At 56.7% G+C, this 14,972-nt stretch carries 9 protein-coding genes and 1 tRNA gene; 3 read left to right on the top strand and 7 right to left on the bottom strand.

All coding sequences use genetic code 11. The features are described from left to right. Nucleotides 1-5 precede the first annotated feature (5 nt). A complete protein-coding gene (locus ACUTQY_RS03885) occupies nt 6-905 on the top strand; it encodes a LysR family transcriptional regulator (RefSeq protein WP_128868537.1) in 900 nt (299 codons plus the stop codon). Here ACUTQY_RS03885 and ACUTQY_RS03880 read toward each other — a convergent pair. From ACUTQY_RS03880 to ACUTQY_RS03850, 7 genes are all read right to left on the bottom strand, one after another. Further along, nucleotides 880-1,686, bottom strand: coding sequence for a substrate-binding domain-containing protein (locus ACUTQY_RS03880; RefSeq protein WP_046687446.1), 807 nt, complete (start codon nt 1,684-1,686; stop codon nt 880-882). The genes ACUTQY_RS03885 and ACUTQY_RS03880 overlap by 26 nt on opposite strands. A 26-nt stretch (nt 1,687-1,712) precedes the next feature. Further along, nucleotides 1,713-3,008 (bottom strand): MFS transporter, encoded by a 1,296-nt coding sequence (locus ACUTQY_RS03875; protein ID WP_033643756.1) that lies wholly within the window; start codon nt 3,006-3,008, stop codon nt 1,713-1,715. Nucleotides 3,009-3,322: 314 nt separating this feature from the next. Continuing rightward, nucleotides 3,323-4,756: a C25 family cysteine peptidase gene (locus ACUTQY_RS03870; RefSeq protein WP_046687445.1), complete on the bottom strand. Its 1,434-nt coding sequence runs from the start codon at nt 4,754-4,756 to the stop codon at nt 3,323-3,325. After that, nucleotides 4,753-6,075, bottom strand: coding sequence for a hypothetical protein (locus tag ACUTQY_RS03865; protein WP_046687444.1), 1,323 nt, complete (start codon nt 6,073-6,075; stop codon nt 4,753-4,755). The genes ACUTQY_RS03870 and ACUTQY_RS03865 overlap by 4 nt, the downstream gene beginning before the upstream one ends. 16 nt (nt 6,076-6,091) lie before the next feature. Next, nucleotides 6,092-9,814, bottom strand: a complete 3,723-nt coding sequence (locus ACUTQY_RS03860) for an nSTAND1 domain-containing NTPase (protein WP_060660500.1) — start codon at nt 9,812-9,814, stop codon at nt 6,092-6,094. Next, nucleotides 9,811-11,874 (bottom strand): CHAT domain-containing protein, encoded by a 2,064-nt coding sequence (locus ACUTQY_RS03855; RefSeq protein ID WP_033644322.1) that lies wholly within the window; start codon nt 11,872-11,874, stop codon nt 9,811-9,813. Before ACUTQY_RS03855 ends, ACUTQY_RS03860 begins: the two co-directional genes overlap by 4 nt. Nucleotides 11,875-12,280: 406 nt before the next feature. Next, nucleotides 12,281-12,356 (bottom strand) — tRNA-Asn (locus ACUTQY_RS03850). A 456-nt stretch (nt 12,357-12,812) separates the two neighbouring features. Between ACUTQY_RS03850 and ACUTQY_RS03845 the strand changes: the two genes are divergently transcribed. Next, the gene (locus tag ACUTQY_RS03845) at nt 12,813-13,931 is read left to right on the top strand and encodes a branched-chain amino acid ABC transporter substrate-binding protein (RefSeq protein ID WP_016927040.1); all 1,119 of its coding nucleotides are present in this window, start codon (nt 12,813-12,815) and stop codon (nt 13,929-13,931) included. A 124-nt stretch (nt 13,932-14,055) separates the two neighbouring features. Beyond that, the gene (locus ACUTQY_RS03840; RefSeq protein WP_033643752.1) at nt 14,056-14,970 is read left to right on the top strand and encodes an ABC transporter permease subunit; all 915 of its coding nucleotides are present in this window, start codon (nt 14,056-14,058) and stop codon (nt 14,968-14,970) included. The last annotated feature ends 2 nt before the right edge of the window (nt 14,971-14,972 follow it).

The following is a 14,972-nucleotide window of genomic DNA, read 5'->3' as shown; positions in this document are numbered from 1 at the left end:
CCGTTATGCCCGTGAATTTTGATCTCAACGATCTTTATGCGTTTCGCGCGCTGGTGGAGTACGGCAATTTTCGGCTGGCCGCAGAGTCCATCTGCCTGTCGCAGTCGGCATTGAGCCGCAGGATTGAGAAGCTGGAAAACGCGCTGGGCATCAAACTGTTCGATCGCACCACCCGGCGCGTGACCTTGACGCTGTACGGGCAGGCCTTCGCCGAACGTTCGGAGCAGCTGCTGATGAACGTCGAAGCGGTGATGGCTGATATCGATAAGGTCAGCCAGGAGCGGGTGGGGCTGGTCACCGTCGCCACGGTGCCGTCGGCGGCCTACTATTTCATGCCCGACGTGATACGCCGTTTCCGGCTTCGCTATCCGCGCGTGCGCGTTAAGCTGATTGACGGCAGCGCAGGCAATGTCATCGAGGCGGTCACTGGCGGCCAGGCCGATTTCGGCATCTGCTTCGCCGGGCGGCTGCAGCCTAATCTTGAGTTTGTGCCGTTGGTGGGGGACGTCTACGTGGCCGCCTGCCGGCGCGACCATCCGCTCGCCGGTAAAAAGAGCCTCAGCTGGCGGGAGTTTTATCAGCAGGATTACGTGTCGCTGGATAAAACCTCCGGCAATCGCAATCTGCTCGATCAGCGCCTGGAACACATCGTGCAGGAACGCCCCAGCGTGTGTGAAACTCGCCATGTGACGACCATGCTGGGTATGGTTGAGGCGGGCATCGGCATTGCCGCCGTGCCCGCCATGTCGATGCCCGCTTCAGAGCACTCGGTGTTGACGTCGGTGCCGCTGGTCGATCCGGTGGTGAAACGCACCGTAGGCCTCATCAGACGCGGCGGCCGCATGCAGTCTTTCGTCGCCGCCGAGCTGGAAAAGCTGATTACTGAACAGTATCACTCTGCCTGACCGGCTGCGGCGCCGGCACGGTTCGCATGCCGGTCGCGCGAATGGTCGGCTGCGCCTGAGAGGAGGCGAGGAAGTCCAGCAGCGCTTTGCCTTCGCGGCGGTGTTCCGCCTTGGCGGTTACCGCGCCCGCGAAGCGGGTGATGTACTGCACGTTTTCAGGCAGCTCGCCGATAAAGGTCACGCCCGCCACGGGCAGCAATTCGCTGACCTGCTGGAAGCCCAGCGCGTATTTCCCCTGCGCCACTTCAGAGGCCACCGGAATGCGCTCAACCTTATGCGCTTTCCCTTTCACCTGTTCCTCGATGCCCAGCTTTTTGAACAGTTGGCCGCTGACATAGCGGCCGCTGGCGCTGTCGGAATAGGCGAAAGAGTCCGCCTGCAGCAAGACATTGCGCAGGTCGGCATCCGTTTTTATCACCGGCTTGGGCGCGCCCTGTTTGACCACCATGCCGATCGGCGAATCGGCCAGCTCCACGCGCGAACCCGGCTGGGTCCAGTGCTCTTTTTCCAGTTGGGTGAGCGCGTCGCCCACCATGATCAGCACATCGGCTTGCTCTCCGCGCGCCAGCCGCGCGGGGATCGCCTGCGGCGTTTTGCCCATCGAGGGGCCGGACACCAGAATGATTTTGTCGCCGCTTTGGGCTTCATACTCCGGGGCCAGCTTCTCCAGCGCGGCTTTGAAGCCACCGGAGATCATGACGGTCACGTCTTTGGCCAGCGCCGCCGTACTGCAGGAGGCGCACACCAGCGCGGCGAGGATCGAACGAGTGAGTTTTTGCATGGCATCATTCCTTTTGAGATGGCGGCTTAGCGCGCGGTTTGCAGCGGCATGGCGATGCGGCGATACATATACAGCGTCGCCAGCAGGGCGCACAGCGCGGCGAAGCTCATCCAGTAGCCCGGTGAAGCCTTGTCGCCGGTGTATTCGATCAACGCGGTGGAGACTACCGGCGTAAAGCCGCCGAACACCGCCGTCGCCAGGCTGTAGGCCAGCGAGAACCCGGCCACCCGCACTTCCGTTGGCATGATCTCCGTCAAGGCCGGGATCATGGCGCCGTTGTAGAGGCCGTAAATGAAGGACAGCCACAGCAGCACGGCCAGCATCATGCTGAAGCTGGGCGCGGCGGCGAGCAGGCTCAGCGCCGGGTAGGCAGTGGCCAATGTCAGCAACGTCATGGCGACCAGCACCGGTTTGCGGCCGAAACGGTCCGACAGCGCGCCGCCGATGGGCAGCCAGATGAAGTTGGAGATCGCCACCAGCAGGGTGACCAGCAAGCTGTCGGAAGCGCTGAGCAGCAGCACCTTTTTGCCGAAGGTCGGCGCATAGACGGTGATCAGGTAAAACGCGGTGGTGGTCATGGCGACCATCAGCATGCCGGCGATCACCACCGGCCAGTTCTTCAGCAGGGTTTTAAACACGTCGCGCATCGCCAGGTGGTGACGGCGAGCGGTAAATTCCTGCGTCTCTTCCAGCTTGCGGCGCAGGAAGAAGATGAAGGGAACGATCAGGCAGCCGAACAGGAAAGGCAGGCGCCAGCCCCATTCGCGAATGGCGCTTTCTTCCAGCGCCGCATTGAGCGCGAAGCCCATGGCCGCCGCCACCATGATAGCCACCTGCTGGCTGCCGGACTGCCAGCTGGTGTAGAAGCCTTTACGGCCCGGCGTGGCGATTTCAGCCAGGTAGACGGACACGCCGCCCAGCTCCGCGCCCGCCGAGAAGCCTTGCAACAGACGCCCGCACAGCACCAGCAGCGGCGCCCAAAGCCCGATGCTTTGGTAAGAGGGGATCAGCACGATCAGGAAGGTGCCCGCGGCCATGATCGACAGGGTCACGATCAACCCTTTGCGGCGGCCGACTTTATCGATGTAAGCGCCCAGCACGATGGCGCCGATCGGGCGCATCAGAAAACCTGCGCCGAATACCGCGAAGGTCATCATCAGCGAGGCGAACTCGCTGCTGGCCGGGAAAAAGGTGTGTGCGATGTAGGTAGCGTAAAAGCCGAACAGGAAAAAATCGAACTGCTCTAAAAAGTTGCCGGAGGTGACGCGCAGTATCGCGCCGGTTCTGGCCCGGGTGGTCATGGGTGAGGTAGAGGAATGCATCTTTATCTCCAGTTTGTTATTGGCGCTTGACGCCGCGCCTGTTGCTGAAGACTCGCTCAGGAAAATAAAGTAAATAAGCGCAATAAACTCATGGCGCGATGCGTTTGACGCATCAATCGGCGTTAACAATGTTGCCTAACCCGATGTAACGTGGCGTTAACAAGTGTGAGGGTTATCGCTTGCGGCGGCGGGCGTCGAAAATGGCATGCGCGTTTTGTGACAGGGTTCATAAAGGGGCGGCGGGGAAAGAAGGCAGTGACCAGGCAGTAACGGCTTCTGGGCCAGAGGGCGGTGCCGGCTGGGTACGGCGATATTTACCCGCACACATGATCCTGTTCTGGCTTCAACCTAACCGCGGGATCGCCCAATACGACATAATTACGAATATCATCGCGCGCGATTTGCAATGCCAGCAACTCAGCGGCGGGGACGGTTTGTCCATTCAGTTTGTTATTCAGTTTTTCCAGCAGCCTGGTGCTCAGTACGCCCCATTGTCCGTTGAAAGAGTCGGTGGCCATACCGACGCGTTGGCCGGCAAGCAAGCGATGGATGACGTCACGAAATCGTTGGGGCTGCGCCATACCGATTTCAGAAACGAAGCTGGATGCCCACACCCGATCAATATGTCCCAGAGAAGCCAGAATGCCTCCCTGGGGAAGCGTCATGAGCTTTTGCGGCAGGCGGGCCGTCATCGCATGTGGCGCAATGCGAACGCGATCCGCTTCAGAGTGAAAGTTATCGAACGCCGGCGTACCGGCGCCATAGCAGGCAAAAAACAAATGGATCATGCCATGAACGTTGGCATGCTCTGGAATATCTTGTGCGGCAAACCAGTGTTCATGGGTAATATCGCCATAAGCGGGCCAATCCTGACACACCAATGCCCCTTGATGATCCGCCAGTCGAGGGTCATCGGCCTGAAAGGCCATGCCGTGCGTGCCCGTGATCAGCAGCGAAGGCGGGTTATGTGGGGCACTGAGCAGGTGACTCAGGCAGGCTTTGGTCGCTTGCTCGCTTAATGAACTGTTTAACGCAAAGCGATACTTTTCACCCAACGGCCCGAGTGAACCTGTGCCAGCGCCAAAGGGGGTGGCGACATGCTTGATGAACAGCTGGGTGGCGCGATCGAAATCATGGCGGGTAGCGAACAGTTCAATACGCCGAGCTGTTTTGCGAGAGGCATCTGTTTCATGGGCCACGATGCTGTCTGCATAGGCGGTAAATTCTTCAAGTGTGGGGAAATCCAATCGCCCAACCCCGGCGACGAGATCCAGCGCATATTGAAATTCAAACGGAATGGCCTCTGGCGAACCGATCAGGACAAGATAATAAGGCATGCCGAGATCGGGATTAATCATATCTAATGAGGAACCATGACGATTAAGCCAGCCGCTGGCGCTTTCGCCCTGTCGGTAACCGTCTGGACCGGCGAAGATGCGGAATGTGCCGGCGGCCTGCTGCCGTCGCAATTCAACCAGAGGGGCCAGTGCGGCCAAATGAGGTGCCGAGTCCATATTCGCGGCGAAGAGGAGCCCCCAACCACTTTCGGACAGTTGGTCGGCATCGAAACCGAATTGCAAACCCAAATGCGCTCTGTCGGGAAATGCCGCGCCGACGGTTTGTCCGAGCAGTGATTCAGCGGCAGACTGATGCTGCTCGTGCTGATCCATGCCCCCGGTTTCCAATGGCAACCCCGTGTCAGCGTGAATGCCGAAAGCCAGTAGCGGCATCTGTTCTTCGTCAATCATGATGCGTCCGCCGTTTTGAGCGCCGCTTGCCAGAGCAGATGGGCCACTTCGGGGCCGGCAATATCGCTGTGCGAGCCGGAGATGCCGTTGCCATGGCAAATAAAATTGCTGCTGTTCACGTTATAAATGTGAGCCGGAACGAAGGCATAGATGCCAGCGGCTGGCAATAGGGTAATATTGTGAGCGGTGGGTATGCCACAAATGCCCAACGCGCCAATTGCGGCATAGAGCGGAGGAAACATGTAGGCGACCTGGCCAGCCACCCCTGCTGCCCAGGGATAAAGTTTGCCGACGGCCATGTCGCTGTCCGAGCGCGTAGCCACTAAAGGCCCGCTGATTTTCTTTTCCATCAGGATGTTATTGAAGAATCCTGCCGTTTCATGTGATGTAGGGAGTGATGAGGTAAAGGACCAGATAGACATGGCGCCTTGGACCAATACGCAAGAGTTTATCGGGAATGGCAACGGCGTAGCGCCAGCAGGGCCCGCAATGGCCGCGCTGGCGACTATGCAACCGAAACTGTGTCCCATCAGATGGATGCGTACGGCGGGTGAGGCTTGCTGCATAGCGCGCAGCAGAGGATGCAGCCCTCTTTCGCCGACGTCTTTGGCTCTTTTCTTCATCGTCCAAAAAGTTAATTGCCGCAGAGGCGCCAGTAACGGGTTGTCGCCGACATCATTACCGAAGGCCACATTATTGACGGCTTCAGCCACGGTTTGATCGGGATCGAAAGGCAGACGATCGGCGGAGCCTTCACCCGGTGCGCCGTTGGCACCCAAATCCAGTGCGGCATTGAGCTCTAAATAGGCCGCACGCAAGGTGTCGGATAACGTCATTGACGCGGAGTCTGTGCGTACTTCATCAAAGATTTTATACAGCGCCGCCCGAACTTCCGGTGCGCCGCCGAGTTCCTCGGTATGGCCGTCGACCCTCTCTCTCAATGTCTGCCCGTTAGCGGGGGAGAAACTGGTGTCTGAGGCTCCTTTTTCGTCCCCCCATGCCAGGCTGGGCCAGTGAAAGCCAATGTGCATTTCTTTAAACGAGGGGATTTGTTGCAGCATATGCAGGCGATCTTCATCCAGCGAGGCAAAAGCGCCGATCCAACTGTCAAATTGAGCGAAGGCTTTGGCCTTATCCTGATGCCAGCCGTGGCAGCGAATGAACACGTCGGTAATGCCATTGTCCACCAGGGATGACAGCATCAACTCGCTCAGTTTGCCGTTAGGTGCATCGGGATCGTTATCTAGTTCCGCGCCGTTTTTATCGGTGACAATCATGAAATAGTTTGTATCCGTTGTCGGGATCGTGCGGTATGGCATACAACCTCCTAAAAAGTCATTTCGATGGATTGTCGGGACACGGGTCATTAATGGACGCATAGTGGAAGTATTTGTCGATGTCTCCAGGCTGGAATGTCGGGCGGTTCGCCCATTTACAAGCCTGTTTTATCCAGCTTTTCATGCGCAGATCCCAAATGGCTGTGCCGGCGCTTGATGAAGAAACCAGCCATTCTCCATCCTGAGAAAGGGCGAGGGCGGTGATTGGCGTCGTGTGGAAGTCTTGTGCGATGTGCATGGCTGAACCTGCGACGAACACGGACAACTGCCCTTTGTTGTCCCCCATGGCGACGGTGTTGCCATCACCCGCGACGGCCAATAGATGGGGGATAAAAAAAGAATCATTTTTCTTCTGTGTGAACGACCAGTCCTCCCCGTTTATCGTTGCGGAATATATCTTGCCCGAGAAGTCGCCCAGCAGCATCGTTTGGCCTGAAGAATCGAACGCCAGTGTTTCGATCGGCGCACGCATATTGCTGGATTCAGAACGTTCGCTCGCAACCTGAATGACGCGGGTTTTGACTATCTCAAGTTCTTCACGTGACTGAGCGTTGAATCGCCATGAGACGATTTCATTCTTGTCATTTATGGTCATGATTTCGTCGCTGTTGGGTTTGAACCAGGGCAATGGAAAGTAGACGTTGCGCTGAGTTTTAATTTCTTTGCAGGTGAATCCATGGGGGGCTGACGCGGTGAGGCGATACAGTTTATTGGCGAGCTCTCGCCCGTTCTTGCCGACGAGGGTAACCGCCAGCAGGGTGCCGGCATCATTGACGCGAATGGCGGCGATGCGGCGGCCTGGCGGTTGCAGCAGGCACGCCAGCGGCTCGCCTTGGGAAGGTGAAATCAGCACATTGCGAAACACCTCAACGCCTTGCTGTTGCGCAGCAAAGAGCGTCGTGGCTGAGGGGGACCACGCGAGAGCGACGACGTTCGATACCGGCAACTGCCGAATGACCGATGGTTGGCCGGTATTGGTATCCAACCGATATTGCGTCAGCCCTGTCGCCTGTACGGTGAATAGCTGACGGTTTGCTTTACTGTCGACAAACAGCGCAGGAGCTTGAGGACTAAGCAAAAATTGCCCTAAAGGATGTCTGTCAACGCGCAAATTGACTTTGAGTATGTCGCCGGCTTCACTGGTGACATAGGCGGTTTGCTCATCAGGCTCGGTCGCGACGCTGACCAACTGCCGCGGAAATTGCAAAAGGGTGCGGTTGGTGGGAGCGGCGGCATTATTGGCCGAAAACAGCCACAGCTTGAGGCTCCCATCCCAGCTTAATGACAAGAGGTCGCCATTTTGCAGATACTTGAGTTGCGCGACGGTTTGCTGATGAGCGTTGATAATCGTTGGCCAGTAAAAGAACGACGATTTTGGCAAGGGGGCGTCGGCTCGCGGCGAAACATCCTTTTCGACGTTATTCTTGGTCGGAGAAAGGCGTGAAGTGTCCCAGATATAAATGTAGCCATCCCTGCTGCCGGCTGCGATAAATCGTCCATCGGGGCTGATGTCGATACTGTAAAAAGTTTTGCTGTACTCGGTCTCTGACGCGATGGCCGCCAATGGGATGGACTGTTGCGGTTTACCTTGGCTAAACGTCTGCCATTTGACTGCCCTGCTTGTGGCGATGGCGACGTTATCCAGAGCATTTTGGGGGGCGACGGCGGTGGCCATCACGGAGTTGGTTTTCTTATCGAATTGTTGTGACAATAATTCAAATTCGGCTCCGGATATTTTCCACACGGCCAGCGTACCGTCTTGATATCCGGCATAAAGCCTGTCGCCAGCTGCCGTGATGGCACGCACCTTGTTGCTTACATGCTTAGTGTTGTCACTATCGGGCAGATGTAGCGGGCCTCCCACGGTTTTTCTTGTCGCCAGACCCCAGATGCGGATCGTCCCATCGCCATCTCCAGTCGCCAATAGTTTAGGTGTGACTAATGTTAAGGTGTTAATTCCCGAGGGATGCGCCTGTTGCACCTCTTCGGGGGGGATGAATTCGCTGTTCGCACCGCAGGTTTTTATCGAGAAACGGTCACGGCCGATCTTGGCGCTAATGCATTCGTTCTCGCGGATTCGTACTACTGTGGTTTTGCCATCGCCGAGAGTATCAATGCGCTCAAGTTGTCTATAGCGGCCGAGATAGTCGCCGAGCAACATTTGAAAATTGAACGTCAACAGATTGTTTGAGTTGGCTGGTAACCGTAACTGCGCGCCGGCCGCGGTGGCTAAGGCTTCCAAACCTGGGTTGGGGTGATCGTTGAGAATGGAAAGAATACCGGTTTGAATGGCGAGATAATTCAACGCGAGCTTGGTTTTCTGTTGTTCATCGGCGCTTTTGTCAACAAAGAAACCAATAATTATCGCCAAAACGGCGATGACTAAACCCGAAGCGCAAAAAAGCTGCTGTTTCCTGCGGCGATACGACGCATACGCCGCGAGGAATCGCGCCTCGACTTTTGAATCGGGAGCATCGCTTTCCGCCGGCCTCATTTTTCGTTGGGTACGGTATGGCAGGGCGCGAAAGTAATCTGGTTTTTCGCCGTCCATATGCCATATCCGCGCCTGTTTTTGCCATTCTTTCAGATTATTGCTACGCCACTCTTCTATGCTGCGGCGTACGGGGCCGGCTAAACGATCGTGCGCCAATTCATACCACATGTCGTCTTCACGGCTTTGACGACGGATGAGATGGTGCTCCTCGAGCTTTTGAATTTCTTTAAGTGATGGCCCGTCCGTGCTTTGCGGGCTGAAAATCACGGCTGAGCGGCGCCCACTTAACGTCAGCAGATACCGGTCTATCCAATCTCCCAACGTTCTGAATCGATGGGGATCTTGCGCCGCCAGATTGAGCGTCTTGGTGCAGTAATCCAGTAAGGCATTGTCCGGGTTATATCCCGCCACGTCGGCGACGCGAACCTCACAGACCTGCCGCTCGGTTTGGCTTAAGGTGTTCCACAGATCCGTACAGATAACCTGCAGCTGTACCGGTTCCACGGTCTTACTCGGGCGTGCGCCTTCCGGCGCTTTAATCAATTCGCTGACCAGCAACTGCGCCGCATCTGTTCCGTCTTGCACTGGAAAAGCGACGCCCATGGCTTCTGCCGGCCCCTTGATGGCGGCGACGGCTTGCTCGACCGACAACAGGTTTAAACGGTAGGTGTTGTTAAGGCGGGTGGGAATATCATCGCGGAAATCATCAAGCCAGGAGAAGTATTCTTCTCGCATGCTGATGAGGAGCCAGATAGTTTTTTCGTCGTTTGACAGCAGTTCTTTCAACTGCTGGAAAAAGACTTTTTGTTGCTCGTAGGGGACATTACCGGTTAACACTTCCTCAAATTGATCGAGCACCAACAGAAGACGCTTCGGCGGATCAGATTCAGGCAGAGTGATACGGTTGAAGTAGGTAAGAAGCGTATCATTGGGACGAATCGAGCCAAAACTATCTTGGTCCAGGCGCTGCAAGAGGGAGATGACCGGATCGGTATCATCGGCCTGCGCGATGCGCTGCACGGGTAAAACATGGAACAGCGTTGTCAGTGTGGATAAAAGGCCGTTCTTGGCCATCAAAAGCGAGGTTTTACCCGCTCCGGAAGGGGAGTACAGCACGATTATCCGATCCGAGATTAAGCGCCATTGCAGTTGCTTAATGTCCGCGTCGCGACCGAAGAGTGTTTGTTCGGCGCTAAAAGGGCTGGGGCCTACGTAAGGAGCCTTCATGAGTCCTCCTGCGTACGGGCATTTAATTCCGCCATAAAGGTGGTAACGTCTCCCCAGTACAGACGCCATTGGGCCTTCGTCTGCAGGTATTTTTCGATATAGCGGCGTGCGCTGCCGGGATCAAGAATGCTGTTTGGATCAATTTGTACAGAGAAATGTTCGATATTTTTGCGCAGGTCATGGCCTTCCAACAGTAAAAGGCTGCGAAACAGTACCCGAAACTCCCAGGATTCAGCCTGCAGGCCGACAAACAGCAGCGCGCTGCTGTTCAGCCTGGCACGGACGTAAAGGGGAATGGCGTCTTGGGCGGAAGAGACTTTGGTCAGGTAGTCAAAAAAATGATCTTCGGTTAACACCAGCGATTTTGGCGTGGATAAATCCCCGAAGAGCTTGAACACGATCGGATGGGTCGCAGTGCCTTCGTCCGCCGGGCTGGCGGGGGCTCGGCTGACATAATTGGCATCGCAAATTTCAGCGTGTATATTCCACCTCAGCAGGCGGACTGTCGGCGTCGCGCCCTGTTCTTTGAGGGCATCGACCAGTAGATCGCTGGGATCGGTGGTGATGTAAACCGGGAGTTTATAGCCGGCCAAGATCCGCAGCGGATCAAGAGGGGTACGGGCGCGGATTTTTTGCCCCACCACTGAAACCAGTTCTCCTAGTGATGTGTAGATCTCCATTTGATCTAAACCTTTTAGCCGGTCCGGCACATCGTCAGGATATTTCTCAAGAATTCGCTCATAGACGTACTTGTAAAATTCCTGACGGGGGTATTTGTCTTGCCGCATCACGGCAAGATATTGTGCAATCTGCGGCAGACCCGCCACGTCGTGCCCACCTAACGGATAGTGGTAGATTTCCCCCCATTCACGTGCCAGTTCACGCCGCGAGCCGAACAGCGCTTCGTTCATGCTCGGGCCGAGGATAGGAGTGCTGTCTTGGCTGGTAATATTGTCGACGATCAGAGCCCAGGGATCCTTATTTTCGTCGGAAACACCGAATCCGGGTGGATACCAAATACGTGCATTATTCAACCGGGTAAAAACGACCGGGATCCACCAGTCCGGTGAGTCCATGATTTTTGCCCGCGCACTGGCGGTAGCGCGATCGACTTCGCCATGCTCCGCCAGCTGTCTGAAAAACTCCGGGATAAATTGCGTTGCCGCAGACATCGAAAGCTTGCCCTGCATCGCCAATACCGCCGGCACGCCCTCTTTGGCTAACAGGGGGCCCAGAGCGACCAGCGCGTCGCGTGCGGGATTGCCGGCACCGGCGCTTTGGCAGGAGCATAGGACGACCAAGCTGGGAATTCTCTCCAGCGCGCCCAAACGCGCGGCGAAATCTTCGCCGGTGACGCTGGCGGCATTCCCGGTCTCATCCTCCAACCACAACACGGCGCCTTGCTGCCCGACAATGCCGTGACACATGAGATAGAGAATGTCGGCTCCCTCTTCTATGCCTTCGATAATCGCCTGGAGCGTCGCGCTTCCGCGCCGCGTGAGCGTGGTTAACGGAACATGACGCAGCGCATTTTCAGCGAGCTCCTGCTCATGAGGAACGTTGATGGGCGGGAAGGTTTCCGACAGGTCCTGAGGATTGGCGATGGCTAATAGTGCCTTAATGCCTTGTTTAGGGCGCAACATTGGGAGGCGGTAAGTTCGGGCCGCCAGATAGCGCGAAAAAACGCACTGATTGCTGCGTAAGAGATGTGTGGCCGTATCGGTGGGATCAACCAGCGTTTCCCAAGGGAGGCTGTGTAATATGGATGCATTTGAATCGATAAGCAGGCGTATTTTTAGCGGGCTTTGCTGATGGTCGGAAAATGCCCGTGCGGACGTGAATGCATCACGCAGTGCGGGCTGCATAAACAGTGATTCCGATAATAACCGGCCCATTCTTTGCGGGTTGCGGGAGTAAAATGTCGGATCGTGGATGTTTAATGCCAACGGGATGAAAGGGGTAATATTTTCGCTTTCGTCAAAGCGCTGGCGAAAACTGGCTTGAAATTCATCGAGTGAATTCCGCTGAAACACGATCTCAAGTTCCGCATAGCCTTTCATGAACGTACCCCCGACAGTAGCGTTGTCGACAGCATTGACGACCAAAACGAGAGAGGGAGGCGGGAGTCTACCCAGCGTATTTCAGCACGTAGTTATTTAGATAACTGATTTTTTTTATTTAATATTTTGCTGAGACACTGGGTGTTCAGAGCGTCGCCGACCAGTTCGTGACGGTATAATATACATCTAGCTTGAATAAGGATTTCTGTCCAATATGGCGCGGTGTTGATGAGGAGCGCTTCGCTACTGAAATAAAATAAGGGCGAAAATTAATAGATAAATAACGATAGGATGCGTTGTATCGATTTTTGCGCACAGCCATGCAACGCAAAAAGCAAAAAGCAAAAAGCAAAAAGCAAAAAGCAAAAAGCCCGCTCGGGTTTCCCTGAGCGGGCTTCTCTAAATATGGCTCCTCTGACTGGACTCGAACCAGTGACATACGGATTAACAGTCCGCCGTTCTACCGACTGAACTACAGAGGAATCGTGTGAACGGGGCGAATAATAGCGGGGCATCCGGGGTTTGTCAAAGCGCTAAACTGCAAAAAAAGCGCGTTTGCTGAGGGAATGAGCACCTTGCGCTGTTTTTCGGCATTTTCCATCGCGATGCGTTGATTTTTGCATCCCCAATCGTTTTGACGCCGCTTGCACACGCCTTTGCACGGCGATGGTGCAGGGCCGTTCTCCCACCCATACTTCCACTCGCGCTAACCGTATTGGCCAGACCCTGGTTAACGGCGCCACACGCCGCGCCGCAACTGATATGTAGGATGAATAAGCAAACAATATGTATTCGTCGTCACAATGGCTGGATTTTTGCTTACCCATTTTTGGGGAATGCGACTGCGCTCTCAAGAAAATTATTTTCCCCGTCTACACATAAAGTGACTGATCCGCGCCCCAGGGCGTTTCGCTACAACAGTGCTGAGGAAGATAACAATGTCATCGAAATTGATAAAAAGTCCGCTCGCTGCTTTGCTCATCGGTTGTTTAGGTACGGCGTTTTCCGCGCAGGCCGATATCGTCATCGGCGTCGCCGGGCCGTTCTCCGGGCCGAACGCCACCTATGGCGATCAGTATTGGCGCGGGGCTTCGCAGGCGGCGGCGGACATCAACGCCGCCGGCGGGATCAAAGGGGAAAAAATCAAACTGGTGCAGGGGGATGACGCCTGTGAACCGAAACAGGCGGTCGCGGTTGCTAACCGGCTGGTGGATCAGGACAAGGTGTCGGCGGTGGTCGGCCACTTCTGTTCCTCATCCACCATGCCCGCCTCCGAGGTGTATGACGAGGCCGGCATCATCGCCATTACCCCCGGCTCCACCAACCCGCAGATCACCGAGCGCGGCATGAAGACCATGTTCCGCATGTGCGGGCGCGACGATCAGCAGGGGGTGATCGCCACCAACTACATGCTGGATACCCTGAAGGCCAAACGCATCGCGGTGATCCACGATAAAGACACCTACGGCCAGGGGCTGGCGGACGCCGCCAAGGCGGCAATGAACAAGCGCGGGGTTAAAGAGGTGCTGTATGAGGGGCTGTCGCGCGGCGAGAAAGACTTCAACGCCCTGGTGACCAAGATCGCCTCGGTCAAGCCGGACGTGGTCTACTTCGGCGGTTGCCATCCCGAAGCCGGGCCGCTGGTGCGCCAGATGCGCGAGCAGGGCGTGACCGCCAAGTTCTTCTCCGGCGACTGCGTGGTGACCGAAGAGCTGGTGACCGCCGCCGGCGGGCCGCAGTACACCAACGGCGTGCTGATGACCTTCGGCAACGATCCGCGCCAGATCGCGGAAGGCAAGGCGGTGATCGCCAAGTTCCGCGCCAGCGGCTTTGAGCCGGAAGGGTACACCCTTTACTCCTACGCTTCGATCCAGGCGATCGCCGCCGCCTTCAACGCCACCGGCGGCAAAGACAGCGCCAAGGCCGCCGAATGGCTGAAGTCGCACGATGTTGACACCGTGATGGGTAAAAAAGCCTGGGATCAGAAGGGCGATCTGAAGGTCTCGGATTACGTGGTCTATCAATGGGATGACAAGGGCAAATATCACCAACTGTAAACGGCCGAACATTGAGGGTGTGACCCTATGACCGACGGGCCGCCGCCTTGGCGCGCCCGTTCCGCGACTACCTTTGGGCCGCGTCGGACTGCGTTGGCGGCCTTACCAGGCGAGACTGCTCATTATGGATGTATTCTTTCTGCAACAGCTGATCAACGGCCTGACCCTCGGCGCGGTGTATGGCCTGATCGCCATCGGCTACACCATGGTTTACGGCATCATCGGCATGATCAACTTCGCCCACGGCGAGGTGTACATGATCTCCGCCTACCTGTGCGCCATCGGTCTGGCGCTGCTGTCGTTCTTCGGGCTGCAATCGTTCCCGCTGCTGATCCTCGGCACGCTGGTATTCACCATCGTCATCACCGGGGTGTACGGCTGGGTGATCGAGCGCATCGCCTACAGGCCGCTGCGCAACTCCACCCGCCTGGCGCCGCTGATCTCCGCCATCGGCATGTCGTTAATCCTGCAAAACTATGCGCAGATAAGCCAAGGGCCGCGCCAGCAGGGCATCCCGACGCTGCTGAGCGGCGTGTTCCGCCTGGAATTCGACGGCGGCGTGGTGCAGATCACCTACACCAAGGTGTTCATTCTGGTGGCGTCGCTGCTCGGCATGGCGATCCTCACCTACATCATTCAGCGCACCCGGCTGGGGCGCATCTGCCGCGCCACCCAGCAGGATCGCAAAATGGCTTCGATTCTCGGCATCAATACCGATCGGGTGATCTCGCTGGTGTTCGTGATCGGCGCCGCCATGGCCGGGCTGGCCGGAGTGCTGATCACCATGAACTACGGCACCTTCGATTTTTACGTCGGCTTTATCATCGGCATCAAGGCCTTCACCGCCGCGGTGTTGGGCGGCATCGGCTCGCTGCCGGGCGCGATGCTGGGCGGGCTGCTGCTCGGCGTGGCGGAGGCGCAGTTCGCCGGCATGGTGAATTCGGATTACAAGGACGTGTTCTCCTTCGGGTTGCTGGTGGCGATCCTGATCTTCCGCCCGCAGGGCCTGCTCGGCCGGCCGCTGGTCGCCAAGGTTTAAGG

It is taken from the genome of Serratia sp. TSA_130.1, assembly GCF_052691795.1.
Note: the sequence above shows the minus strand (reverse complement) of the source record. Positions and strands in the feature narration are given on the sequence as shown.